We start from the raw sequence: 23,631 nt of genomic DNA, 5'->3' as shown, positions 1-23,631 counted from the left end.
GCTAGCCGGACTTCAGCATGTTGCGCAGCACGTACTGCAGGATGCCGCCGTTGCGGTAGTAGTCGGCCTCGCCGGGGGTGTCGATGCGGACCACCGCGTCGAACTCCACGGTGGAACCGTCGGTCTTGGTGGCAGTCACCTTCACGGTCTTCGGCGTCCTGCCCTCGTTGAGCGCGGTGATACCGGAGATGTCGAAGGTCTCGGTGCCGTCGAGCTTGAGGCTCGCCGCCGATTCGCCGACGGGGAACTGCAGCGGGATGACGCCCATCCCGATCAGGTTCGACCGGTGGATGCGCTCGAAGGACTCGGTGATCACCGCGCGGACGCCCAGCAGCGTGGTGCCCTTGGCCGCCCAGTCACGCGAGGAACCCGAGCCGTACTCCTTACCGCCCAGCACCACCAGCGGGATACCGGCGGCCTGGTAGTTCACCGACGCGTCGTAGATGAACGCCTGCGGGCCACCCTCCTGGGTGAAGTCGCGGGTGTAGCCACCGGAGACATCATCGAGCAGCTGGTTCTTGAGCCGGATGTTGGCGAAGGTGCCGCGGATCATCACCTCGTGGTTGCCGCGCCGCGACCCCAGCGAGTTGTAGTCCTTGCGCTCCACGCCGTGCGCGTCCAGGTACTGCGCCGCCGGGGTGCCCGGCTTGATCGCGCCGGCCGGGCTGATGTGGTCGGTGGTAACCGAATCGCCCAGCAGGGCAAGGACTCTGGCTCCGGTGATGTCCTTCACCGGCACCGGGTCGGCGGGCATGCCGTCGAAGTACGGGGCCTTGCGGACATAGGTGGAGTTCTCGTCCCATGCGAAGGTGTTGCCCTCCGGTGTCGGCAGCGAACGCCAGCGCTCGTCACCCTTGAAGACATCGGCGTAGGAGTCGGTGAACATCTGCCGGTTGATCGAGGACGCGATGGTCTCCTCGATCTCGGCGGCGGACGGCCAGATGTCTTTGAGGAAGACGTCATTGCCCTCGTGATCCTGACCGAGGGGGTCGGTCTCGAAGTCGAAGTCCATGGTGCCTGCGATGCCGTAGGCGATGACCAACGGCGGCGAGGCCAGGTAGTTCATCTTCACGTCGGGGGAGATGCGGCCCTCGAAGTTGCGGTTGCCGGAGAGCACCGCGGTCACCGAGAGATCGTTGTCGTTGATCGCCTTGGAGATCTCGTCGGGCAGCGGCCCGGTGTTGCCGATGCACGTGGTGCAGCCGTAGCCGCCCAGGAAGTAGCCGAGCTTCTCCAGGTACGGCCAGAGCCCGGCCTTGTTGTAGTAGTCGGTGACCACCTGCGAACCGGGGGCCATGTTGGTCTTCACCCAGGGCTTGGACGTCAGCCCCTTCTCGACCGCCTTCTTGGCCAGCAGCGCTGCGCCCAGCATCACCGACGGGTTGGAGGTGTTGGTGCAGGACGTGATGCCCGCGACCACCACCGCGCCGTGGTCGAGCACGAAGTCGCCGCGCTCGGCGGACCGGACGGTCACCGGCTTGGACGGCCGGCCCTCGGCGCCGTTGGCGGCCGACGGACGGGCATCGACCGCGCCGTCGTCGGCGAAGGACAGCGAGACCGAGTCGCTGGCCGGGAAGGATTCTTCGACAGCCTCGTCCAGCTTGGTCTCCGGAGTCGGGTGATTCTCTTCGACGTAGTTGTGGATGTCCTTGCGGAAGGCGTTCTTCGCGTCGGTGAGCTCGATGCGGTCCTGCGGGCGCTTGGGGCCGGAGATCGAGGGCACCACGGTGGACAGGTCCAGCTCGATGTACTCGGAGAAGACCGGCTCTTTGTCCGGGTTGTGCCACATGCCCTGCGTCTTGGCGTAGGCCTCGACCAATGCCAGCTGCTCTTCGCTGCGACCGGTGAGCCGCAGGTAGTTGATGGTCTCTTCGTCGATCGGGAAAATCGCTGCGGTGGAGCCGAATTCGGGGCTCATATTGCCCAGGGTGGCGCGGTTGGCCAGCGGCACCTCGGCCACGCCCTCGCCGTAGAACTCGACGAACTTGCCGACGACGCCGTGCTTGCGCAGCATGTCGGTGGCGGTCAGCACCACGTCGGTGGCGGTCACGCCGGGCTTGATCTCGCCGCTCAGCTTGAAGCCGACGACGCGGGGGATGAGCATCGAGACGGGCTGGCCCAGCATGGCCGCCTCGGCCTCGATACCGCCGACGCCCCAGCCCAGCACGCCCAGGCCGTTGACCATCGTGGTGTGGCTGTCGGTACCCACGCAGGTGTCCGGGTAAGCCTTGCCGTTGCGCACCATGACGGTGGGGGCCAAGTATTCGATGTTGACCTGGTGCACGATGCCGGTGCCGGGCGGGACGACCTTGAAGTCGTCGAAGGCGCCCTGGCCCCAGCGCAGGAACTGGTAGCGCTCGCCGTTGCGCTCGTATTCCAGTTCGACGTTGCGCTCGAAGGCACCGGCATTGCCGAACACGTCGAGGATCACCGAGTGGTCGATGACCATCTCGGCGGGGGAGAGCGGGTTGACCTTGTCCGGGTCGCCGCCGAGAGCGGCGACGGCCTCACGCATGGTGGTCAGGTCGACGATGCACGGCACGCCGGTGAAGTCCTGCATGACCACGCGGGCGGGGGTGAACTGGATCTCGACGCTCGGGTCGGCGGACGGATCCCAGTTCGCGATGGCCTCGATGTGGTCTTTGGTGATGTTGGCGCCGTCCTCGGTGCGCAACAGGTTCTCGGTCAGGACCTTGAGGCTGTAGGGAAGTTTCTCGGTGCCGGGTACCGCGTCGAGGCGGTAGATCTCGTAACTGTTGTCCCCGACGGTGAGGGTGTCTCGGGCCCCGAATGAGTTCAAGGACGAATTGGCCGTATTTTCGCTGCTCACATCAACTCCCGGCTAGTCATCGCCGCGACGGGCTGTGTCGACGGCGCCGATAATCCTAACAGTACGCTTGTCCTGGGATTTGCCCCAGGGGTCATTCCAGTCTTGTCCTCTCGTGCGCGTGCTGCCAGTCGGTTGGGTGAATTTCGCGTACCGTCTCCGCGTGTGACGATCGAGTTCGTGCCTGCGTATATCCCGCCCGACGTGTGTGCGACCGTCGGCCTCGATCCGTCGACGCCGGTCGATGCGTGCATGGCGCAGGTGCTCACCGATGTCGCGGGCGACGGCGTCAGCGCTCCCGCCTCGGCCGATCCCGCCGCGCTGGCACAGGTGGTCGCCGACGCCAAGGGCAAGGGCATCGACCTCAAGCTGGTGGTGCTGCCGACCAGTCCGCCGATCGACACGCCGCTGCGCGATATCGCGACCCAGGTCGGCAAGGCCCACCCGGGATCGACGGTGCTGGCGATCAGTCCCGGGTTCGCCGGTACCTACAGCCCCGTTTATGACCGCGTGACCTTGGAAGCCGGTCAAGATCTGGCGAAAACAGGCAATGCCGTCCAATCTTCGAAGAATTTCGTTACGCAGTTGTCGACGCCCGACTTTCCCTGGACGCCGTTTACCATCGTGCTCGTGCTAGGGGTAGCTGTGGCCGCAGTCGGCGTTCGTATCCTGCATGTTCGTGGCCGACGAGGCGTTGCTGGAGAGAATGCCGTCGACGCGCCGAAGTAATGGCGCCTTTGACGTCGGTGAATTCGAATATCACCGTTCGGTCACGGTGGTTTCAATTACATTCATGTAATTTGTGACTAAAGTTTCTTTAGAGCGAGCTGTGACGTACGGTGCAAACAGTGCCTGTTGTTGCAGCTGTGATTGATGTGACAATTGATGTCACGGTCGATACCACCGGGGCGACTTCAGAGCACTGTCTGATGTGCCGTGACGTTCGCGTCGAGCCCTAGGAGACCGGTCCAATGAGACGCAGTCCAATGAGACGCACCCTTGGCGCCTCCCGGCTGTGCGGGCGAGTGTGCGCGGTTCCCCTGACCTTCGGCGTCCTGCTGGCCGGAACCATGCCCCACGGGGCCATCGCCGGTGCCGAGCCCGGACCCGAAGGAGTCGCCGCACTGGTGGCAGCGGTGGCCGACGCCGACCAGAAGCTGCAGGATCTCGGTGCGGCCGTGCAGACCCAGCAGGAGAGCGTCAACAAGGCCCTCGTCGACGTCCAGAACGCGCGGGACAACGTCACCGTCGCGCAGCAGACGCTGGACGCCAGCCGGCGCGACGTCACCGATGCGGACGCGCAGATCGCCGACGCGCAGAAGCGATTCGACACCTTCGCCGCGGCCACCTATGTCAACGGGCCGTCCGCCTCCTACCTGACCGCCGCCGATCCCGTCGAGGCACTGCGCACCGCGGCCGCCGGTCAGGCGCTGACCGTCGGCTCTCAGCAGGTGATGACGGATCTGCAGCGGGCCCGCACCGAGCAGGTCAACCACGAGTCGGCCGCGCGCATGGCGAAGGACGCCGCAGACAAGGCCGCCGCCGACGCGCAGTCCAGTCAGGACGCCGCGGTCGCGAGCCTGACCCAGGCCCAGCAGACCTTCGGAAGCCAACAGCAGGAACTGGACAAACTGTCCGCCGAACGTGCTGCGGCACAGGCGAAACTGGCGCAGGCCCGGCCGCAGTCGGCACCGGCCGCACCCGCACCCGCACCGGCCGCCGGCGCACCCGGTCCGGTGGCGCCCGCGGCGGGCGACTGGGATCGGGTGCCCGGCAAGGCCGCCGCGCCCGCGAACACCAGCCAGTGGGACACCACGCTGCCCATGGTGCCCAGTGCGTTCGTCAGCGGCGATCCCATCCAGGTCATCAACGCGGTGCTCGGGATCATGAACTCCTCGGCCCAGATGACGGCCAAGATGGGCCGTACCTTCTTGCAGAAGCTGGGCCTCATCCCCACCCCGAGCGGCTACACCAACAACGGCGGCATCCCGCGGGTGTACGGCCGGCAAGCCTCGGAGTACGTGATCAAGCGCGCCATGTCGCAGATGGGTGTGCCCTACTCCTGGGGCGGTGGCACCGCATCGGGTCCCGGCCGGGGAATCGACTCCGGCGCAGGCACGGTCGGTTTCGACTGCTCGGGACTGATCCTGTACGCGTTCGCCGGGGTGGGCATCAAGTTGCCCCACTACTCGGGCTCGCAGTACGACATGGGCCGCAAGATCCCGTCGTCGGAGATGCGTCGCGGCGACGTCATCTTCTACGGACCGGGCGGCAGTCAGCACGTCACCCTCTACCTCGGCAACGGGCAGATGCTCGAAGCCCCCTACACCGGCTCGAACGTGAAGGTTTCCCCGGTGCGCACCGGCGGCATGACACCGTACGTCATCCGCTACATCGAGTATTAAATCGTAGGGATTTCAGTGTTCTTCAAGCGCAGCAAAGCTTTTGGGCTCAAGCTGACCGTCGCCTCGGTTCTCACCGGGGTGGCGCTGGCGGCCGGCTCCCTGGCGCCGGCGGCCGCCGCACCCGATGACGGGCAGTGGGACCCGACCCTGCCCAAGATCACCAGCTCCGGCGCACCCGGCGATCCGGTGGCGATGGCCAACGCCGGCTTCCAGGTGAGCAAGATCGCGCTGGAGACCACGTCGAGTCTGGGGCAGCAATTCCTGCAGACCATCGGGCTGGCCCCCAAATCCGCGGCGGCCCTGCCCGGGGGACGGGTCCGCGGACCGGCGGCCATCGAGTACGTCATCCGGCGCGGCGGGTCCCAGATGGGCGTGCCCTACTCGTGGGGTGGTGGCACCCTGACCGGCCCCGGCCCGGGCGTGGACTACGACGCCGGGAAGATGGGCTTCGACTGCTCGGGATTCACCCGCTACGCCTTCGCCGGCGTCGGGGTGCAGATCCCCAAGTATTCCGGCGACCAGTACAACTCCGGCAGGCCCATCGCCCCGTCGCAGGCCAAGCGCGGCGACCTGATCTTCTACGGCCCCGGCGGCAGCCAGCACGTCACCATCTACCTGGGCGGCGGAAAGATGCTGGAAGCCTCCGGCAGCGCCGAGAGGGTGACCGTGAGCCCGGTCCGGATGGCGGGAATGTCACCGCACCTGGTGCGGGTCATCGAATCCTGAACCCGCCGCGCAACCTGAGGACAGCCTGAGCAGGGCACCCGGGACGTCGACGGATTTACAAGTGCCTGGAATAGTTGACGGCGGGCGTGTCGCCGCACCGCGCGGGCGCCCTGGTAGACCAGGGTTAACCAGCAATACACCGACTGTGGGAGGAAGCTAGATGACGTCACCGAGTGGGCCGCCGCAGGGCGCCGGAGGCTATCCAGGCCCGGCCCCGACGCAGGGCTACCCGCCCGGAGCGCAGATGCAGCCTTCCGCAGGCCCCTCGGGCAACCCGGGGCTGCAGAACGACATCCACACCCTTGAGCGCGCGATCTTCGAGGTCAAGCGCATCATCGTCGGACAGGATCAGCTGGTCGAGCGCATGCTCGTCGGGCTGCTGGCCAAGGGCCACGTGCTGCTCGAAGGCGTGCCCGGCGTCGCCAAGACGCTGGCCGTGGAGACGTTCGCCAAGGTGGTCGGCGGCACGTTCGCGCGCATCCAGTTCACCCCCGACCTGGTGCCCACCGACATCGTCGGTACCCGCATCTACCGGCAGGGCAAGGAAGAGTTCGACATCGAACTCGGCCCCGTCGTCGTGAACTTCCTGCTGGCCGACGAGATCAACCGCGCCCCCGCCAAGGTGCAGTCGGCCCTGCTCGAGGTGATGGCCGAGCGCAAGATCTCCGTCGGCGGCAAGACCTTCCCGCTGCCCAGCCCGTTCCTGGTGATGGCCACCCAGAACCCGATCGAGCAGGAGGGCGTCTACCAGCTGCCCGAGGCGCAGCGGGACCGCTTCCTGTTCAAGCTCAACGTCGACTACCCGTCGCCGGAGGAAGAGCGCGAGATCATCTACCGGATGGGTGTGAAGCCCCCGGAGCCCAAGCAGATCCTCGACACCGGTGACCTGCTGCGCCTGCAGGAGGTGGCGGCCAACAACTTCGTGCACCACGCGCTGGTCGACTACGTCGTGCGCGTCGTCACCGCGACGCGTGAGCCGGAGAAGTTCGGCATGCCCGACGCCGCGGCGTGGATCGCCTACGGCGCCTCGCCGCGCGCCTCGCTGGGCATCATCTCCGCCTCCCGCGCGCTGGCGCTGGTCCGGGGCCGAGACTATGTCGTCCCGCAGGACGTCGTCGAGGTCATCCCGGATGTGCTGCGCCACCGCCTGGTGCTCACCTATGACGCGCTGGCCGACGAGGTCTCCGCGGAGACCGTCGTCAACCGCATCCTGCAGACCGTCGGGCTGCCCCAGGTGAATGCCCTTCCCCAGCAAGGTCATTCGGCGCCTCCCGGGGTCCCTGCCGCGGCGGCGGCCAGCGGTCGGTGAGCGAGTCGTSCGGCCGCACCGTCGATCTGCCGTCGCTGCGGCGCGGTGAGATCCGCGACCCGCAGCTGTCGGCCGCGCTGCGCAAACTCGAGCTCACGGTGCGCCGGAAGCTCGACGGGGTGCTGCACGGGGATCACCTCGGGCTGATCCCCGGTCCCGGATCGGAAGCCGGTGAGTCGCGGATGTACCAGCCCGGCGACGACGTGCGCCGGATGGACTGGTCGGTGACCGCCCGCACCACCCATCCACACGTCCGGCAGATGATCGCCGACCGCGAGCTGGAGACCTGGCTGGTGGTCGACGTGTCGGCCAGCCTGGACTTCGGCACCGCGGGCTGTGAGAAGCGCGACCTGGCCGTGGCCGCGGCCGCGGCGATCGCGTTCCTCAACAGCGGTGGCGGCAACCGGCTGGGTGCCCTGATCTCCAACGGCGACACGTTGCGGCGGGTCCCGGCACTGTCAGGGCGGCTGCACGAGCAGGAGCTGTTGCGGGCCATCGCGACCACTCCTCAGGCCCCGCCCGGGGTACGCGGTGACCTGGCCGCCACCATCGACGCGCTGCGCCGCCCGGAACGCCGGCGCGGCATGGTGGTCATCATCAGCGACTTCCTCGGTCCGATCGACTGGATGCGGCCGTTGCGGGCCATCGCGGGACGGCACGAGGTGCTGGGCATCGAGGTCATCGATCCCCGCGACGTCGAGTTGCCCGATATCGGAGATGTGATCCTGCAGGACACCGAGACCGGTGTGACGCGGGAATTCACCATCGACGCCAAGCTGCGCGACGACTTCGCCGCGGCCGCGGCGGCCCACCGCGCCGAGGTGGCCCGCACCTTGCGCCGTTGCGACGCGCCCCTGCTGACCCTGCGAACCGACCGGGACTGGATCGCCGATGTGGTCCGGTTCGTGGCCAGCCGCCGACGCGGTGCCCTGGCCGCCCGCTAGACAACGAACGGAAATGACAAGCCGCACATGAATTTACCGCTGCTCGGACCGATGTCGCTGCGAGGTTTCGAACACAAGTGGTTCTTCCTGTTCCTGCTGGTGATCGCGGGCCTGGTCGGGCTGTACATCGTGGTCCAGCGGGCCCGGCAGAAGCGCATCCTGCGCTTCGCCAACATGGAACTGCTGGAGAAGGTGGCGCCCAAACAGCCCACCCGCTGGCGCCACCTGCCCGCCATCCTGCTGGTGACGTCGCTGTTGCTGTTCACAGTCGCCATGGCCGGGCCCACCCACGACGTCCGGATCCCGCGCAACCGGGCGGTCGTCATGCTGGTGATCGACGTGTCGCAGTCGATGCGGGCCACCGACGTCGCGCCCAGCCGGCTGGTCGCCGCGCAGGAGGCGGCCAAACAGTTCGCCGATCAGCTGACGCCGGGCATCAACCTGGGCCTGATCGCCTACGCGGGCACCGCGACCGTGCTGGTCTCGCCGACCACCAACCGCGACGCCACCAAGCAGGGCATCGACAAACTGCAGCTGGCCGACCGCACCGCCACCGGTGAGGGCATCTTCACCGCGTTGCAGGCCATCGCCACCGTCGGCGCCGTCATCGGCGGCGGTGACGAGCCGCCGCCCGCGCGCGTCGTGCTGATGTCCGATGGCAAGGAGACGGTGCCGTCCAACCCGGACAACCCGAAGGGCGCCTACACCGCCGCCCGCACCGCCAAGGACCAGGGCGTGCCGATCTCCACGGTGTCGTTCGGTACCCCGTACGGCTACGTCGAGATCAACGACCAGCGCCAGCCGGTGCCTGTCGACGACGAGATGCTCAAGAAGATCGCCGACCTGTCCGGGGGAGAGGCGTTCACCGCGTCCAGCCTGGAGCAGCTCAAGGCGGTGTTCACCTCACTGCAGCAGCAGATCGGCTACGAGACCATCAAGGGTGACGCGAGCATGGGCTGGTTGCGCCTGGGCGCGCTGATTCTGGCGCTGTCCGCGCTGGGCGCCCTGCTGATCAACCGCAGGCTGCCGGGCTGAGGGCGATTTCGGCGAACAACGGACGAGGCGATAGGTTTGCGGTCATGACTGAGAGTGCCACCCACCGGCCGGACTTCGTCTCCCGTTCCGTGCTCGTCACCGGTGGAAACCGGGGTATCGGCCTGGCTATCGCGCAGCGCCTGGCCGAGGACGGCCACCGGGTTGCGGTCACCCATCGCGGATCCGGCGCGCCCGAGGGCCTGTTCGGCGTCGAGTGCGACGTGACCGACAACGACGCCGTCGACCGTGCCTTCACCGAGGTCGAGGAGCACCAGGGCCCCGTCGAGGTGCTGGTGTCCAATGCCGGCATCTCCAAGGACGCGTTCCTGATGCGGATGACCGAGGAGCGGTTCACCGAGGTCATCAACGCCAACCTCACCGGTGCGTTCCGGGTGACCCAGCGGGCCTCGCGCAGCATGCAGCGCAAGCGTTTCGGCCGGATCATCTACATCGGATCGGTCTCGGGTATGTGGGGCATCGGCAACCAGGCCAACTACGCGGCGGCCAAAGCCGGTCTGATCGGCATGGCCCGTTCCATCTCGCGGGAGCTGTCCAAGGCCGGCGTCACGGCCAACGTCGTCGCGCCCGGCTACATCGACACCGAGATGACCCGCGCGCTGGACGAGCGGATCCAGGCGGGCGCACTGGATTTCATCCCGGCCAAGCGAGTCGGCACCGCCGAGGACGTGGCCGGTGCGGTCAGCTTCCTGGCGTCCGAGGATGCCCGTTACATCGCCGGTGCGGTCATCCCGGTCGACGGCGGCATGGGTATGGGCCACTAGATCTTCTCGAATTCGCTTCGACAGTAAGGACTTTCACATGACAGGCATTCTCGAGGGCAAGCGCATCCTCGTCACGGGGATCATCACCGACAGCTCGATCGCGTTCCACATCGCCAAGCAGGCGCAGGAGGCCGGGGCCGAACTGGTGCTGACCGGATTCGACCGGCTCAAGCTGATCCAGCGCATCGCCGACCGGTTGCCCAACCCGGCGCCGCTGCTGGAACTCGACGTGCAGAACCCCGAGCACCTGGACTCGCTGGCCGGCCGCGTCACCGAGGTCATCGGCGCGGGCAACAAGCTCGACGGCGTGGTGCACTCCATCGGCTTCATGCCCCAGACCGGCATGGGCATCAATCCGTTCTTCGACGCGCCCTACGACGATGTCGCCAAGGGCATCCACATCTCCGCGTACTCGTACGCATCGCTGGCCAAGGCGACGCTGCCGGTGCTCAACTCCGGCGGCAGCATCGTGGGCATGGACTTCGACCCCACCCGGGCGATGCCGGCCTACAACTGGATGACGGTCGCCAAGAGCGCGCTGGAGTCGGTCAACCGATTCGTGGCCCGCGAAGCAGGGCCGTTCGGCGTGCGCTCCAACCTTGTTGCGGCCGGGCCCATCCGGACCCTGGCGATGAGCGCCATCGTGGGCGGCGCGCTGGGTGCCGAGGCGGGCGATCAGATGCGCCTGCTCGAAGAGGGCTGGGATCAGCGTGCCCCGGTCGGCTGGAACATGAAGGACCCGACTCCGGTCGCCAAGACCGTGTGCGCCCTGCTGTCGGACTGGTTGCCTGCCACCACGGGCAGCATCATCTACGCCGACGGCGGCGCCAGCACCCAGCTGCTCTAGTGGAATTTGATGCGCTGCTGCTTCTTTCCTTCGGAGGCCCCGAAGGACCCGAGCAGGTGCGGCCGTTCCTGGAGAACGTGACTCGGGGGCGCAACATCCCGGCCCACCGGCTCGACGAGGTGGCCGAGCACTACCTGCATTTCGGGGGAGTGTCCCCGATCAACGGCATCAACCGCGCGTTGATCGAGCAACTGCGCCTCCAATTGCCCGGGCTGCCGGTCTATTTCGGCAACCGCAACTGGGAGCCGTTCGTCGAGGACACCGTCATCGCGATGCGCGACGACGGGATCCGGCGCGCCGCGGTGTTCACGACGTCGGCCTGGGGTGGCTACTCCAGCTGCCGTCAGTACGTCGAGGACATCGCCAGGGGGCGCGCCGCGGCGGCCGACGGCGCCCCCGAACTGGTGAAGCTGCGCCAGTATTTCGACCACCCGCTGATGGTCGAGATGTATGCCGAATACGTCTGCGCCGCACTGCGTTCCGCGACACCCGGAGCGCGGCTGGTGTTCACCGCCCACTCGATCCCGATCGCCGCCGATGAGCGTTACGGCCCCAACCTGTACAGCAGGCAGGTGGCCTATGCCGCGCAGCTGGTGGCGGCCGCGGCGGGGGTGGCGGACTATGACCTGGTCTGGCAGTCGCGGTCCGGTCCGCCGCAGGTGCCCTGGCTGGAACCCGATGTGGCCGACCATGTCCGGACGCTGGCAGGAAACGGGATCACCGCCGTCACGGTGTGCCCCATCGGATTCGTCGCCGACCACATCGAGGTGGTCTGGGATCTGGACAGCGAATTGCGGGACGTCGCCGAGGAGTTGGGTGTCGAACTGACCCGCGCCGGCACGCCCAACGCCGATCCGCGCTACGCGAGACTGGCCGCCGAACTGATGGCCGAACTGCGGGACGGGCGGGAACCGGCGCGCGTCGTCGGGTCGAACCCGGCGCCCGGGCACGGCTTCAGCCTGAACGGCGCGCCGTGTGCGCTGACCTGTCCGCGGGATCTCTGACCGTCAGCGCTGCCAGGCCGAATGCAGGATGCTGCTCACGGCCGCGAGCCGGGCCGAGCGCACCACCGAGGACAGCGGCCGCAGCGTGTCGCTGGCGATCTGCATCGCCGAGGAACTCTGCAACCCGATCGGCATCAGGCCCGAACTGACGGTGATGATGGCGTCCACATGGGCGGCGTTCTCCAGCACCCGGATAGCCCGCTCGGGCGCATGCTCCGGCGCCCGGTGCAGTCGGGTGGCCTCCAGCAACTGCTCCACCATGCCCCGCGGATCGTCCACGTCGGCGGCGCTGGCCCCGGCGCGCAGCGCCCCGAGCGCATCGGCGGCCGAGCGGACCGCGGAGCGCAGGGTGAACTCGGCCTCGCCGAGATCCAGGTGCTCCACGACACCCGCGACCGGCACCGAGTACACCGTCCACGCAAGGGAAATCGGATCCGGTTCGAAGTCGGGATCGTCGAGGTCCTCGTAATCGAACTCGGGCACCAACCCGACCGCGCTGGCCGGATCGTGACCGATGATGATCGCCTCGCCGACGGTGACGGCATCCCGCTGGAACTGCGTGCCCGCGGGCAGGCCGCGCACATCTCCGGGAACGGGAAGCACGAGCGTCAGCGCGGGGCTGCCGACCGGCGGGCCCGCCGCGGTGCGCATCGTCTGCAGCAACGACATGGTGCCCGAATGGAACAGGTCGGGCCAGGGCAGTCCCGTGCAACCGGCGGCCACCGAGTCATAGGCGGTCACCGAATGCTTTGGCGCCCATTGCGATAACGCGTCCAGGACATCGTCTGGCGCGGCGACCCCCGCGAGCCAGGAGTTCACCCACACCGACAGAGAAGCACTCGGGCACCACATGATGCTCGCAGTGTAATTGCTGGTGACACTTACGGCCTGATTGCCCGCGCACGCGTCGGGAAACGCTAGTCTTTCCTGTATGCCCGCTTTGATCTGGCTGGTCGCGGCACTGGCCCTTGCCGGTGCGGAAGCGTTGACGGGTGACTTCTTCTTGCTGATGCTCAGCGGCGGCGCGCTGGCCGCCACGGGCACCAGCTTTCTCTTCGACTGGCCCATCTGGGCCGACGGTGCGGTGTTCCTCGTCGTGTCGGTGCTCCTGGTGGTGCTGGTGCGGCCTGCGCTGCGACGCCGGTTCACCGCGGGCACGGGGCTGCCGGAACCCGCCAGGGCGCTGGAAGGCAAGAGCGCGCTGGTGCTCGACACGGTGGCCCGCCACGGCGGACAGGTCAAGCTCGACGGAGAGGTCTGGACGGCAAGGCCCCTCAACGACAACGATGTGTTCGAACCCGGCGACCACGTGACGGTCATCCGGATCGACGGTGCCACCGCCGTCGTCTACAAGACCATCTGACCGGGGAAGGAACCCACCATGGAAGGTGCAGTCGCAGGCATAGTGCTGTTGGCCGTGCTGGTCCTGTTCGCCATCATCGTCGTCGCCAAGTCGGTCGCGCTGATCCCGCAGGCCGAGGCCGCCGTCATCGAGCGGCTGGGCCGCTACAGCAAGACGGTGTCCGGCCAGCTGACCCTGCTGCTGCCGTTCGTCGACAAGATCCGGGCCCGGGTGGATCTGCGTGAGCGGGTGGTGTCCTTCCCGCCGCAACCGGTGATCACCGAGGACAACCTGACGGTGAACATCGACACCGTCGTGTACTTCCAGGTGACCAATCCGCAGGCCGCGGTCTACCAGATCAGCAACTACATCGTCGGTGTCGAGCAGCTGACCACCACCACGCTGCGCAACGTCGTCGGCGGCATGACGCTGGAGCAGACGCTGACGTCCCGCGACTCCATCAACGGACAGCTGCGCGGCGTGCTCGACGAGGCCACCGGACGGTGGGGTCTGCGGGTGGCCCGGGTCGAGCTGCGCAGCATCGACCCGCCCCCGTCCATCCAGGAGTCGATGGAGAAGCAGATGCGCGCCGACCGGGAGAAGCGCGCGATGATCCTGATGGCGGAAGGTAGCCGGGAAGCGGCGATCAAAGCGGCCGAGGGTCAGAAGCAAGCCCAGATCCTGTCCGCCGAAGGTGCCAAACAGGCCGCGATCCTGGCCGCCGAGGCGGACCGGCAATCCCGCATGCTGCGCGCGCAGGGTGAACGAGCGGCCGCCTACCTGAAGGCTCAGGGCGAGGCCAAGGCCATCGAGAAGACGTTCGCCGCGATCAAGGCGGGCCGGCCCACGCCGGAGATGCTGGCCTACCAATACCTGCAGACGCTGCCCGAGATGGCCAAGGGCGAGGCCAACAAGGTGTGGTTGGTGCCCAGCGACTTCGGTTCTGCGCTGGAGGGATTCACCAAGATGCTGGGCGCGCCGGGAAGCGACGGGGTGTTCCGGTACACGCCGTCGCCGGTCGAGGAGAACCTGCCCAAACCCGAAGACGACTCCGCGGAAGTGGCCACCTGGTTCGACACGCAGACCGATCCGGCCATCGCGCAGGCCGTCGCACGGGCCGAGGCGGAAGCACGGTCGACCACCCCGCCGCTGGGCAGTGCGGCACCCCCGGTCTCCCTGCCGCCCAGCCCGCCGGCCCCCACCTTCGACGGACCGACACAGCAACTGCCGGGACAGTTCCCCGGCGGGACACATCGCGCGTAGCTACCGGTGCCGCGGCCCGCGGCTGCGGGCCGTCTGCCGGTGTCGGGTCGGTCACGGACAGACCACCCGATAAATGTGGATTCGGCGAGATGTTGCTGAACGCGTCGATAATTTTTCCACAGTGACATATCTTGGGGTAGCTGAACGCCCGCCACGTGACGGTGGCCGGTATTCGGTGACCGGTGAAACAGGGGTGGCGAGGGGCGATGTCATGACGCGTGTGCGCGGTGCGGTGGGCGTATGTGCAGTTTCGGCGACCCTTTTCCTCAATTGCGCGGCCGTCGCCGCGGCCGATACCGGCAGCGAGGGCGGCGATTCACCGTCGCAGTCCAGCGCAAACGCCAATCCGTCGCCGGCGGGCGCAGCGGCCGGTGGGCCCACGTCGACCATCAAGAATGCGCGGCCGGGGGCCGTTATTGCTGGCGTCCTGCAAGACAGGTTGCGGACCACGGTCCGGGACTTCACTGGAGCCCTGAACGGATCCGGCACCCTTCATCTGCCGCCGAAGGTGACGATTTTCCCGAAGCCGCGCACACAGCAGAAGTCCAGCGAACCCGAAGGCAAGACGGCGAACACGTCGACGTCCGAGGCCGCCCCTGAAGCGGACAGTCCAGTTGCGGAGCCCACGTCGCCGGACCCAACAGTCGCCGGCGGTACCGCGACCACGCTCGCCGCGACCGAGGACACCACGCCCGCTTCGCCCGCCGGTCCGACGCCGCCGTCGCCCGCGGCGACCATCAAGCTCGGCCCGCCGCCGTTGTCCCCGCTGGCCGCCTCGGTGGCCGGTTCCGTCCATTCCGCGGCCAATTCGGTGAAGGACGCGGTGGATGCGCTGCCCGCCCTGCTCGCCGCACTGCCGACGTCGAAGGATCCGATCGGTGACGTGCTGGCGACGGTGCAGTCGATGCTGATATCGGTGGGGATCTCGGTCACCACCATCAGCGAGATCCCGGGTGACCTCTCGACCCTGCTGGGTTTCCCGGCGGCAACGACGCCGCCGGTCGCCACGGTCACCGGCGGCGCACCGCTGCACCCGGCCACCGCACCGGCGACGGTGTCGCCCATCGACCTGCTGCCCGTGCTGCTGGCGCCGGCCCCCGCGGACACCGCCGTCGTCGCGGGCCCGGTCACCGTGCCGCCCGTCTTCGCGGGGACCACGTCCGTGGGCCTCGGTCAGGAACTGACGCGCACCGCGCCGCTGTCCCTGCACGGCGCCAGTTCGGCCGGTTCGACGGCCTCGGTGCTGGAACGGGCCGTCAGCAAGATACTGGTGCCGGTGTCGATCGCGGCGCTGGCCGCGCTCGCCCTGCCGGGGGTCGGCGGTCTGCTGGTGCTCAGCGTGCTCGGCGTACGCATCGGCTACCGCCAGGCCAAGGCGAACTTCGTGTTGCAGGCGTCGGGGATCTCGCGGTTCGCGGGTCCCGGACCGCTCGGAGTCGTGCGTTCCGGTTCGTTCATCGCGCTGCACACCCGGGCCGCGCACCCCCGCAGCAGTGCGCGTACCGCCGCGCCTGCCGTCGTGTCTCTGCGGGCCGTCTCGTCGATGGACCGCGCGGCCTAGTTCTGCTGCGTCTCGTGATGTCGCCGGTGCGCCCGGATCTCATAGATCAGGCCGCCGATACCCACGCTTGCCGTGCACAGTGACACCAGGAACAGCAGTGGGCTGATGTTCCCGGTGAGGGCATCACCGAGGATGACGATCGCGGCGGTGCCCGGCGTCAGCCCGACGATGGTGGCCAACGTGTACGGCACCACCCGGACGGCCGAGGCGCCGGCGGCATAGTTCAACACCGAGAATGGCACGGCCGGGATCATGCGCATCGACAGCACCGACACCCAGCCACGCTCACGCAGCCGCGCGTCCAGGGTGTCCACCCGGGGATGCCGGACCAGCCGGCTCAGCTGCCAGCCCGCCGCGCGCACCAGGATCAGGGCCAGCACCGCGCTCAGTGCGCTTGCCACGACGGCGATGGGCACGCCCACCCAGGGGCCGAAGAGCAGACCCGCCGCGAGGGTGAATGCGGTACGCGGGAACGGGAAGATCGTCACCACCACATGGGCGGCGAAGAATGCCAGCGGGAACCACGGGCCGAGCGAGGTGGCCCAGTCGCGCAGCTGGACGGCGCTCGGCAACGGCACCAGAAGCGCGAATGCGACGAGAATCACACTGACCACCGAGATGGCGATCACCCGGCGGCGGGGTAGCTGCGTCGCGGTCGACGTCACCGCGGTCCAGACCGTGCGCAACGTACTGCCGACGGGCTTCACGTCCGCCAAGACTACGGGCCGATGTGGGTGGCGGGAAAAACGCTACCGCCCAGTAGCCTTTGCCCGCCGTACGCTGCCGTGATACCGATCATTTAGCCTCAGTGGACAGGGGTCCAGTCACAGCTGGCTAGTCTAACTAGGTCAGACAGGGCTCAACCCCGAGCTTTGTCTCCCAAGCCGCGATCACCCAGGAGCCGCGAGTGTCCTCGAGCGTCATTGAATCGGATCGCGAGCGCTGGCGTTCCGGAGTGGCCGGCGTGCTGGCGAAGAGCAGCCGCCGCGACCCTGCGGATCTGCCCGCCGAGCCCGAACGTCTGCTCGACTCACCGACCTACGAGGGTTTCCCCGTGCGGCCGCTCTACACGGCGCTGGACGGGCATGCCGAGGCCCCCCTGCCGGGGCAGTGGCCGTTCACCCGGGGCGGGGACGCGCTGCGCGACGTCCAGGCCGGCTGGAAGGTCGCCGAGACGTTCCCACTGCCCGGGCAGTCCGAGGTAGCCGAGGGCAACGGCGCCGTGCTGGGCGCCCTGACCGAGGGCGTGAGCGCGCTGCAGCTGCGGGTCGGCGGAACCGATGGGGTGGCCGCGGCGGAATTGGACCGTCTGCTCGAGGGCGTGTTCCTGGACCTGGTTCCGGTGGTGCTCGACGCCGGCACCGACTATGCGGCGGCGGCCGACGCGGTGCTGGCCCTGATCGGCGGCTTCGACGACGAGCAGCGCGCCCGGCTGTCGATCGACTTCAGCGGGGATCCGCTGACCGCGGCTCTCACCGGCGCCCCGTCCGCCACGATCGACGAGGTCACCGCCGCGGCGGGCAAGGCCGCCGGATACCGCGGGGGAGTCCGCTCCGTCACCGTCGACGGGGTCGCCCTGCACAACCTGGGCGCCAGCGCGTCCTGGGAGCTGGCCGGTGCCGTCGCGGCCGGTGTCGGTTACCTGCGCATCCTCACCGAGGCCGGCTTACCGACGGCTGAGGCCGTCGCGCAGATCAGCTTCCGCTTCGCGGCGGACGACGACCAGTTCCTCACCATCGCCAAACTGCGCGCCGCGCGCACGCTGTGGGCCCGGGTGGCCGAGGTCGTCGGGGCGCCGGAGGGCGGCGCGGCAACCGTCCACGCCGTCACGTCCTCGCCGATGATGTCGCAGCGCGACCCGTGGACGAACATGCTGCGCACCACCGTCGCCGCGTTCGCGGCCGGTGTCGGCGGCGCAGACACGGTACTGGTGCAGACCTTCGACTCCGCGATCCCCGGCGGCCTGGCCGGCACCGCGACCAGCTTCTCGCGCCGGATGGCCCGCAACACCCAGCTGCTGCTCCTGGAGGAGTCCCACCTGGGCCGGGTGCTCGACCCCAGCGGGGGATCGTGGTTCGTCGAGGACCTCACCGCCAGCCTGGCCGACCAGACCTGGGCGCATTTCCAGGAGCTGGAGAGCCTGGGCGGATTCGCTGCCGCCCAGGACCATCTGACCGGTCGCATCGCCGAGATCCGCGACCGCCGGGCCGACGACATCGCGCACCGCCGCAAGGCGCTCACCGGTGTCAACGAATTCCCGAATCTGGCCGAAGCCGCACTCGCCGAGCATGATTCGGCCCCCGGGGTGGCACGCTACGCCGCAGGCTTCGAGGCGCTACGGGACCGCTCGGACGCCTATCTGCGTGCCAACGGCGCGCGGCCGCAGGTGCTGTTGCTTCCGCTGGGCCCGCTCGCCGAGCACAACATCCGCACCTCCTTCGCCGCCAACCTGCTGGCCTCAGGCGGCATCGAGGCGGTCAACCCCGGCACCGTGGACGCCGCCGGTGTCGCCGCGGTGGCCGGTGGCCGGACCGCGGCAGTGATCTGCGGTACCGACGCGCGCTACGGCAGCGACGCCGCCGAGGTGGTCGCGGCCGCGCGGGCGGCCGGTCTGGCGCACGTCTATCTGGCCGGACCGGAGAAGGCGGTCGCCGAGGCGGCGTCGAAGCCGGACGACTACCTGACTGCGAAAATCGATGCGGTCGAAGCGCTTTCGAACCTGCTGACCCGATTGGGGGCCTAGTCATGACCGTATCGACACGAATCCAGAGTTTCGCCGACGTCCCGTTGCAGGGGGAGACGACCCCGGTCGCGCCGACCTCGGACGCCGTCACCGACCTGACCGCGGCCGCTGCCACCGCGCACGGATACACGCCCGAGCAGCTCGACTGGGTCACCCCGGAAGGCATCGAGGTCAAGCCGGTGTACACCGCCGCAGACCGTGACGACGCCGTCGCTCAGGGCTACCCGCTGGACAGCTTCCCGGGTGACCCGCCGTTCATCCGCGGCCCGTACCCGACCATGTACGTGAACCAGCCGTGGACCATCCGGCAGTACGCCGGGTTCTCCACCGCCGCCGAGTCCAACTCGTTCTACCGCCGCAACCTGGCTGCCGGTCAGAAAGGCCTGTCGGTGGCCTTCGACCTGGCCACCCACCGTGGTTACGACTCCGACCACCCCCGGGTGGCCGGCGACGTCGGGATGGCGGGTGTGGCCATCGACTCGATCCTGGACATGCGCCAGCTTTTCGACGGGATCGACCTGGGCAGCGTGTCGGTGTCGATGACCATGAACGGTGCGGTGCTGCCGATTCTGGCGCTGTATGTGGCCGCGGCCGAGGAACAGGGCGTGCCGCCGGAGAAGCTGGCCGGCACCATCCAGAACGACATCCTCAAAGAGTTCATGGTCCGCAACACCTACATCTATCCGCCCAAGCCCTCGATGCGGATCATCTCCGACATCTTCGGCTACACCAGCGTCAAGATGCCGAAGTACAACTCCATCTCGATTTCGGGTTATCACATCCAGGAGGCCGGTGCGACAGCCGATCTGGAGCTGGCGTACACGCTGGCCGACGGCGTCGAATACATCAAGGCCGGCCTCGACGCCGGGCTGGACATCGACAAGTTCGCGCCGCGGTTGTCGTTCTTCTGGGGCATCGGGATGAACTTCTTCATGGAGGTCGCCAAGCTGCGTGCGGGCCGGCTGCTGTGGAGTGAGCTGGTCGCACAGTTCGAGCCGAAGAGCTCCAAATCGCTTTCCCTGCGCACCCATTCGCAGACCTCGGGGTGGTCGCTGACCGCCCAGGATCCGTTCAACAACGTGGCGCGCACCTGTATCGAGGCGATGGCCGCGACCCAGGGCCACACCCAGTCGCTGCACACCAACGCCCTCGACGAGGCGCTGGCACTGCCGACCGACTTCTCCGCCCGCATCGCCCGCAACACCCAGCTGCTGCTGCAGCAGGAGTCCGGCACCACCCGGCCGATCGACCCATGGGGCGGCTCCTACTACGTAGAGTGGCTCACCCATCAGCTCGCCGAGAAGGCCCGCGCGCACATCGCCGAGGTCGCCGAGCACGGTGGCATGGCGCAGGCGATCGCCGAAGGCATCCCGAAACTGCGCATCGAGGAGGCCGCCGCCCGCACGCAGGCGCGGATCGACTCCGGTGCCCAGCCGCTGATCGGGGTGAACAAGTACCAGGTGGACGAGGACCAGGAGATCGAGGTCCTCAAGGTCGAGAATTCCCGGGTGCGGGCCGAGCAGCTGGCGAAGCTGGCCGCCCTGCGTGCCGAGCGCGACGAGTCCGTCACGCAGGCCGCGCTGGCGGAGCTGACCCGTGCGGCCGGTGTGCATGAGAGTGCCGGCGAGGACGGGCTGGGCAACAACCTGCTGGCGCTGGCCATCGACGCGGCGCGTGCCAAGGCGACCCTCGGCGAGATCTCCGACGCGCTGGAGCAGGTGTACGGCCGCCACCAGGCCGAGATCCGGACCATCGCCGGGGTGTACCGCGATGAGGTGGGGAAGGCTCAGAACGTGGGTACGGCAACGGAATTGGTGCAGAAGTTCGCCGAGGCCGACGGCCGCCGGCCGCGCATCCTGGTCGCCAAGATGGGCCAGGACGGTCACGACCGCGGCCAGAAGGTGATCGCCACTGCGTTCGCCGACATCGGCTTCGACGTGGACGTCGGCTCGCTGTTCTCCACCCCGGAGGAGGTCGCCCAGCAGGCCGCCGACAACGACGTGCACGTCGTCGGGGTGTCCTCGCTGGCCGCCGGTCACCTGACGCTGGTGCCCGCGCTGCGCGACGCACTGGCGTCGGTGGGGCGGCCCGACATCATGGTCGTGGTGGGTGGCGTCATCCCGCCCGGCGACTTCGACGAGCTGTACGCCGCGGGCGCGACGGCGATCTTCCCGCCCGGCACCGTCATCGCCGATGCGGCGATCGGTCTGCTCGGCAAGCTCGCCGAGCGGTTGGGATATCAGCTGAGCTAGTGGTGGCCACGGCGGGCAGGAGCGGAGCGACCCGGGATTTGACACGGCGGGCAGGAGCGGAGCGACCCGGGATATGACACGGCGGGCAGGAGCGGAGCGACCCGGGATATGACACGGCGGGCAGGAGCGGAGCGACCCGGGATATGACACAGACCGTCGAGAGTCTCGCCGCGGCGATCCGCAACGGCGAGCGCGCCGCGCTCGCGCGGGCCATCACCCTGGTCGAGTCGACCAGGGCCGATCACCGGACCCGCGCCCAGCAGCTGCTGCTGGAACTCATGCCCGAGGCGGGCAAGGCGCTGCACGTCGGTATCACCGGCGTTCCGGGGGTGGGGAAGTCGACCACCATCGAGGCGCTCGGGATGCACCTCATCGAGCGGGGCCACCGGGTCGCCGTGCTGGCCGTCGACCCGTCCTCCACCCGGACCGGGGGATCCATCCTCGGTGACAAGACGCGGATGGCCCGGCTGGCCGTGCACCCCGACGCCTACATCCGGCCGTCGCCGACCTCCGGCACGCTCGGTGGCGTGGCCAGGGCCACCAGGGAGACCATCGTGCTGCTCGAAGCGGCCGGCTTCGACGTGATCCTGGTCGAGACGGTCGGGGTCGGGCAGTCCGAGGTGACGGTGGCCGACATGGTCGACACCTTCGTGTTCCTCACCCTGGCCCGCACCGGCGATCAGCTCCAGGGCATCAAGAAGGGCGTCCTGGAGTTGGCGGACGTCGTGGTGGTGAACAAGGCCGACGGGAAGCACGCGGTGGAGGCCAAGGCGGCCGCGCGCGAACTCACCGCAGCCCTGCGTCTGATCTATCCGCGCGAAACACTCTGGCGGCCGCCAGTTCTCACGATGAGTGCGTTGACGGGCGACGGTCTGGTGCAGTTGTGGGACACCGTCGAAAAGCATCGGCGGGTGCTCACCGAAGTGGGGGAGTTCGAGGCGCGCCGGCGCGCGCAGCAGGTCGACTGGACCTGGGCGATGGTGCGCGACGCCGTGCTGGACAGGGTGCTCTCGCACCCCGCGGTCCGCGAATCGCGCGCCGAGGTCGAGCGCCGGGTGCGCGAGGGAGAACTGACCCCGGCATTGGCGGCGCAGGAGATCCTGGATGCCGCCGACGGACCGCAAGGCTGATCGTGGTTCGCCGACAAGGCTTCTCGGACGGCGCCACCGGCCGCTGCGGGTATACACTCCGACCGCTGGTGAATGTCTGAGATCGGTGTTCGTATCGCCTTCAGAGCTGCTGAGCCTGGCAACGATTGGTTGCTTCGGCTGACTGCATGTAATCATGTGACGTACCCGACAATTTGGCGACCCGGACCTGTCCGCGGTCCGTTCCTCGGAGGTTCCAGGCCTTGACCCAAGTCTTTCTCTCCACCTGGGGGCAGAACGACAACATCGGTGACTCCATTCTCCGGCGTGGTCTGCTCCGCAGCTTTCAGGGGATGGACGGAGTCGAGCTGCATGTGCATGTGGGACGGCGGGAACCGGGCGAGGCCAACGACGAGGGCTACCTGAGCGCGTTGGGTCTGCGCGGCGACGAGGTGCTCTATGACCGGGCGATCGACTGGCTCAGGGGTGCCTCGACCAAGGTCTTCGCCAAACGCACCATCCTCGTGCTGCCTGCCGGCGAGATCTCCTACCCGAAGTTCGGGAAGGGTATGGCGGCGGCGGGCAATCTGTTGGTGGCGCTGGCGCCCCGAGCCCGCGGCGGAACGGCCCTGCAGGTCGGTGCCGGCGTGCGGATGTCCTCGGTCGGCGACCAGGCGACATCCCGGTCGCGGCGGGTCGACGAAACCGTCTCGGTCCCGCTGCTGGACCGGGTGTCGCGAAGGGCGATGGCGATGGTCGCGTGGCGCGACGCCGCAACCAGGAATTCGTTCGGGGTCGGCGAGGTCGTGCCGGACTGGGCTTTCGGCGAGGGCGCCGATCCGCAGTCCGGCGGTCTGGGCCCCGCGCTCGCGAAGCGCAGGGTCCTGGCCGTCACGACCCGGCGCGACCGCGGCGACCTCAACAACGAGAAGATCGCCCAACTGCGCGGGCTGGCGGATCGCCACAACCTGGAACTCCAGGCGTACAGCCAGGTGCGCCGCGATCACGAGCACACGGTGCGACTGGCGCAGGCCCTGCACCCGGGCACCGAACCCCTGCTGTTCGAGAAGCAGACCCACGCCGAGTGGGAACATCAGGTCCGTCTGCTGCACCGCACGTCGGCCATCGTCGCCAGCGACCGCGCCCACGCCCTGATCATCGGCGCCACCGAGGGTGCCGTTCCGGTGGCGATCTCCAACTGGACGACGGAGAAGCCGGTCCGGACGGTGCGGGCAGGCGGCATCTCGGTGCCGTCGGATTCGGAGAGCACGGTCGAGGCGGTCCAGAGCTACGTGGCCGCACAGCTGGCGGAGCCGACGTCGATCGAACGACCCGTCAGTGCAGCGCGCGAGCAAATCGCGCAGGCTCGCATCCGCATGCGGGCCATCGTGAACAACGTCGACTCCGCGCCGTACTCCCGCCTCTGACCGAGCCGCTCGCAGGGCCGCGAATGCACGTCAAAAGCCTTGTCCTGCAATAGTTTTCACGTCCTATCGGACCGTC

At 68.4% G+C, this 23,631-nt stretch carries 19 protein-coding genes; 16 read left to right on the top strand and 3 right to left on the bottom strand.

The annotated features are described in order from the left end of the window. Nucleotide 1: 1 nt before the first annotated feature. Nucleotides 2–2,830, bottom strand: a complete 2,829-nt coding sequence (locus tag AC1DY7_RS02395; RefSeq protein ID WP_477492057.1) for an aconitate hydratase — start codon at nucleotides 2,828–2,830, stop codon at nucleotides 2–4. Nucleotides 2,831–2,992: 162 nt separating this feature from the next. Here AC1DY7_RS02395 and AC1DY7_RS02390 point away from each other — a divergent pair, with 162 nt between their 5' ends. The 9 genes from AC1DY7_RS02390 (at nucleotide 2,993) to AC1DY7_RS02350 (ending at nucleotide 11,879) form a co-directional block, all read left to right on the top strand. Next, nucleotides 2,993–3,556, top strand: a complete 564-nt coding sequence (locus tag AC1DY7_RS02390; protein WP_477492056.1) for an Rv1476 family membrane protein — start codon at nucleotides 2,993–2,995, stop codon at nucleotides 3,554–3,556. A 257-nt stretch (nucleotides 3,557–3,813) separates the two neighbouring features. Continuing rightward, nucleotides 3,814–5,232: an NlpC/P60 family peptidoglycan endopeptidase RipA gene (gene ripA, locus AC1DY7_RS02385; protein WP_477492055.1), complete on the top strand. Its 1,419-nt coding sequence runs from the start codon at nucleotides 3,814–3,816 to the stop codon at nucleotides 5,230–5,232. 15 nt (nucleotides 5,233–5,247) lie between these two features. After that, nucleotides 5,248–5,958 (top strand): NlpC/P60 family peptidoglycan endopeptidase RipB, encoded by a 711-nt coding sequence (ripB, locus tag AC1DY7_RS02380; protein WP_477492054.1) that lies wholly within the window; start codon nucleotides 5,248–5,250, stop codon nucleotides 5,956–5,958. Between the two features lie 160 nt (nucleotides 5,959–6,118). Further along, nucleotides 6,119–7,267 carry a chaperone MoxR1 gene (gene moxR1 / locus AC1DY7_RS02375; protein WP_477492053.1) on the top strand — a complete coding sequence of 383 codons (1,149 nt, stop codon included), beginning with the start codon at nucleotides 6,119–6,121 and terminating at the stop codon, nucleotides 7,265–7,267. Further along, nucleotides 7,264–8,211: a DUF58 domain-containing protein gene (locus AC1DY7_RS02370; protein ID WP_477492052.1), complete on the top strand. Its 948-nt coding sequence runs from the start codon at nucleotides 7,264–7,266 to the stop codon at nucleotides 8,209–8,211. Before moxR1 ends, AC1DY7_RS02370 begins: the two co-directional genes overlap by 4 nt. A gap of 27 nt (nucleotides 8,212–8,238) precedes the next feature. Continuing rightward, nucleotides 8,239–9,246, top strand: coding sequence for a VWA domain-containing protein (locus AC1DY7_RS02365; RefSeq protein ID WP_477492051.1), 1,008 nt, complete (start codon nucleotides 8,239–8,241; stop codon nucleotides 9,244–9,246). A gap of 44 nt (nucleotides 9,247–9,290) precedes the next feature. After that, nucleotides 9,291–10,028, top strand: coding sequence for a 3-oxoacyl-ACP reductase FabG1 (fabG1, locus tag AC1DY7_RS02360; protein ID WP_477492050.1), 738 nt, complete (start codon nucleotides 9,291–9,293; stop codon nucleotides 10,026–10,028). A gap of 37 nt (nucleotides 10,029–10,065) precedes the next feature. Further along, the gene (gene inhA, locus AC1DY7_RS02355; protein ID WP_477492049.1) at nucleotides 10,066–10,875 is read left to right on the top strand and encodes an NADH-dependent enoyl-ACP reductase InhA; all 810 of its coding nucleotides are present in this window, start codon (nucleotides 10,066–10,068) and stop codon (nucleotides 10,873–10,875) included. Continuing rightward, nucleotides 10,875–11,879, top strand: coding sequence for a ferrochelatase (locus AC1DY7_RS02350; protein ID WP_477492048.1), 1,005 nt, complete (start codon nucleotides 10,875–10,877; stop codon nucleotides 11,877–11,879). Before inhA ends, AC1DY7_RS02350 begins: the two co-directional genes overlap by 1 nt. A 3-nt stretch (nucleotides 11,880–11,882) precedes the next feature. Here the strand turns inward: AC1DY7_RS02350 and AC1DY7_RS02345 are convergent, their stop codons facing one another. Continuing rightward, nucleotides 11,883–12,731 (bottom strand): hypothetical protein, encoded by an 849-nt coding sequence (locus AC1DY7_RS02345; protein WP_477492047.1) that lies wholly within the window; start codon nucleotides 12,729–12,731, stop codon nucleotides 11,883–11,885. A gap of 79 nt (nucleotides 12,732–12,810) precedes the next feature. Between AC1DY7_RS02345 and AC1DY7_RS02340 the strand changes: the two genes are divergently transcribed. The 3 genes from AC1DY7_RS02340 to AC1DY7_RS02330 all read left to right on the top strand — a co-directional run bounded on the left by AC1DY7_RS02340 (nucleotide 12,811) and on the right by AC1DY7_RS02330 (nucleotide 16,045). Then, the gene (locus AC1DY7_RS02340; protein ID WP_477492046.1) at nucleotides 12,811–13,242 is read left to right on the top strand and encodes an NfeD family protein; all 432 of its coding nucleotides are present in this window, start codon (nucleotides 12,811–12,813) and stop codon (nucleotides 13,240–13,242) included. 18 nt (nucleotides 13,243–13,260) lie between these two features. Next, nucleotides 13,261–14,484, top strand: a complete 1,224-nt coding sequence (locus AC1DY7_RS02335; protein WP_477492045.1) for an SPFH domain-containing protein — start codon at nucleotides 13,261–13,263, stop codon at nucleotides 14,482–14,484. Between the two features lie 211 nt (nucleotides 14,485–14,695). Further along, nucleotides 14,696–16,045: a hypothetical protein gene (locus AC1DY7_RS02330; protein ID WP_477492044.1), complete on the top strand. Its 1,350-nt coding sequence runs from the start codon at nucleotides 14,696–14,698 to the stop codon at nucleotides 16,043–16,045. Here AC1DY7_RS02330 and AC1DY7_RS02325 read toward each other — a convergent pair. Beyond that, nucleotides 16,042–16,752, bottom strand: a complete 711-nt coding sequence (locus AC1DY7_RS02325; protein WP_477492043.1) for a TVP38/TMEM64 family protein — start codon at nucleotides 16,750–16,752, stop codon at nucleotides 16,042–16,044. The genes AC1DY7_RS02330 and AC1DY7_RS02325 overlap by 4 nt on opposite strands. Nucleotides 16,753–16,952: 200 nt before the next feature. Here AC1DY7_RS02325 and mutA point away from each other — a divergent pair, with 200 nt between their 5' ends. The 4 genes from mutA (at nucleotide 16,953) to AC1DY7_RS02305 (ending at nucleotide 23,555) form a co-directional block, all read left to right on the top strand. Further along, the gene (mutA, locus tag AC1DY7_RS02320) at nucleotides 16,953–18,788 is read left to right on the top strand and encodes a methylmalonyl-CoA mutase small subunit (RefSeq protein WP_477492042.1); all 1,836 of its coding nucleotides are present in this window, start codon (nucleotides 16,953–16,955) and stop codon (nucleotides 18,786–18,788) included. A 2-nt stretch (nucleotides 18,789–18,790) separates the two neighbouring features. Further along, on the top strand, nucleotides 18,791–21,040 hold the full coding sequence (gene scpA / locus AC1DY7_RS02315) for a methylmalonyl-CoA mutase (RefSeq protein ID WP_477492041.1): 2,250 nt from the start codon (nucleotides 18,791–18,793) through the stop codon (nucleotides 21,038–21,040). 143 nt (nucleotides 21,041–21,183) lie between these two features. Continuing rightward, a complete protein-coding gene (gene meaB, locus AC1DY7_RS02310) occupies nucleotides 21,184–22,170 on the top strand; it encodes a methylmalonyl Co-A mutase-associated GTPase MeaB (protein WP_477492040.1) in 987 nt (328 codons plus the stop codon). A gap of 311 nt (nucleotides 22,171–22,481) precedes the next feature. Then, a complete protein-coding gene (locus tag AC1DY7_RS02305; protein WP_477492039.1) occupies nucleotides 22,482–23,555 on the top strand; it encodes a hypothetical protein in 1,074 nt (357 codons plus the stop codon). Nucleotides 23,556–23,631: the final 76 nt, after the last annotated feature.

It is taken from the genome of Mycobacterium sp. P2_H7 (assembly GCF_056403275.1).
Note: the sequence above shows the minus strand (reverse complement) of the source record. Positions and strands in the feature narration are given on the sequence as shown.

Coding starts and splice junctions, on each gene's coding strand:
- ripA (WP_477492055.1), top strand. CDS start 3,814: ATGAGACGCACCCTTGGCGCCTCCCGGCTGTGCGGGCGAGTGTGCGCG.
- moxR1 (WP_477492053.1), top strand. CDS start 6,119: ATGACGTCACCGAGTGGGCCGCCGCAGGGCGCCGGAGGCTATCCAGGC.
- AC1DY7_RS02365 (WP_477492051.1), top strand. CDS start 8,239: ATGAATTTACCGCTGCTCGGACCGATGTCGCTGCGAGGTTTCGAACAC.
- fabG1 (WP_477492050.1), top strand. CDS start 9,291: ATGACTGAGAGTGCCACCCACCGGCCGGACTTCGTCTCCCGTTCCGTG.
- inhA (WP_477492049.1), top strand. CDS start 10,066: ATGACAGGCATTCTCGAGGGCAAGCGCATCCTCGTCACGGGGATCATC.
- AC1DY7_RS02345 (WP_477492047.1), bottom strand. CDS start 12,731: ATGTGGTGCCCGAGTGCTTCTCTGTCGGTGTGGGTGAACTCCTGGCTC.
- AC1DY7_RS02340 (WP_477492046.1), top strand. CDS start 12,811: ATGCCCGCTTTGATCTGGCTGGTCGCGGCACTGGCCCTTGCCGGTGCG.
- AC1DY7_RS02335 (WP_477492045.1), top strand. CDS start 13,261: ATGGAAGGTGCAGTCGCAGGCATAGTGCTGTTGGCCGTGCTGGTCCTG.
- AC1DY7_RS02330 (WP_477492044.1), top strand. CDS start 14,696: ATGACGCGTGTGCGCGGTGCGGTGGGCGTATGTGCAGTTTCGGCGACC.
- scpA (WP_477492041.1), top strand. CDS start 18,791: ATGACCGTATCGACACGAATCCAGAGTTTCGCCGACGTCCCGTTGCAG.
- meaB (WP_477492040.1), top strand. CDS start 21,184: ATGACACAGACCGTCGAGAGTCTCGCCGCGGCGATCCGCAACGGCGAG.
- AC1DY7_RS02305 (WP_477492039.1), top strand. CDS start 22,482: ATGGACGGAGTCGAGCTGCATGTGCATGTGGGACGGCGGGAACCGGGC.